This window comes from Solirubrobacter ginsenosidimutans (assembly GCF_027587205.1).
The window spans coordinates 1-1,085 of record NZ_JAPDOD010000134.1; the positions used below are offsets into that span (position 1 = coordinate 1).

Sequence of the window (1,085 nt, forward strand, 5' to 3'; positions counted from 1 at the left end):
CTGGCGGCGTCGCCGTCGACGCTTTCGAGCGTGTTCGCCTCGGCGAAGGCGGGCGATTCGGTCGTGCTCTCGGCCGGCTCCTACGGATCCTTCAAGGGCGGTTCGAAGTCGGGTCTGGTGACGGTCAAGGCCGCGCCGGGCGCGAGCGTGTCGATGTCGATCGCGTTTAATCCGGCGGTCAACGTGCGCGTGCAGGGCGTCACGGTCACGGGCTTGGATATCGGTGGTGCCAGCCATGACGTGACGGTCGCGGACTCGACGTTTACCGGGATGGCGCTCATTCGCGCCAATCAGATGGTCAACGCCAACGTCGTGCTCGATCACAACACCCACGCCAACCAAAACGTCTGCAGCGGCTGCTTTGAAGGGCGCGTGGATATCACCGGCCAGGGCAGCGGCCCCTCGGGCGTGGTGATCAAGAACTCGACCTTCGGGCCGGGCGGTAACGCCGACGGCATCCAGACCGGCGGCTACGGCGTGCAGATCCTCAACAACGAGTTCACCGGCATCTATGAATCGGCCGGCATCCACACCGACGCGATCCAGCTCTACGGCCAAAAGCAGACCGTCATCCGCGGCAACTGGATCCACGGCACCAGCAGCGGGATCATGGCCCCCGACGGCGGCAACCAGGAACTGATCGAAAACAACGTCATCGATCCCGGCAGCTACCCCTACGCGATCACCCTCGGCGCCGATAAGGGCTCGATCATCCGCCACAACACGCTGCCCGACGGCGCCTGCGCCTGGAACCTGCGCTGCGGCATCATCAACCTCACCAGCAAAGACAGCGCCAACCCCAGCACCGGCACCATCGTCACCGACAACGTGCTCGGCGAACTCGCGCTCTCTAACGGCTCAAGCGGCGCCGGCCAGGACTACAACCTGCTCCAAAACGGCGCGCTGCGCGGCCTGCACGACCTCCGCGGCACCCCCACCTACACCGGCGGCGCCAAACCCACCACCTACGCCGGCTACGCCCTCAAACCCGGCAGCCCCGGCACCACCAACGCCACCGACGGCACCAACCGCGGCATCAACCCCACCACCAGCACCGACCCCAACCCCACACCCACACCCACACC

Annotated in this window: 1 protein-coding gene; it reads left to right on the top strand. The window is 66.3% G+C overall.

The annotated features are described in order from the left end of the window. On the top strand, window positions 1–1,085 hold a 1,085-nt coding region (locus OM076_RS44500; protein ID WP_270046753.1), incomplete at both ends, for a NosD domain-containing protein.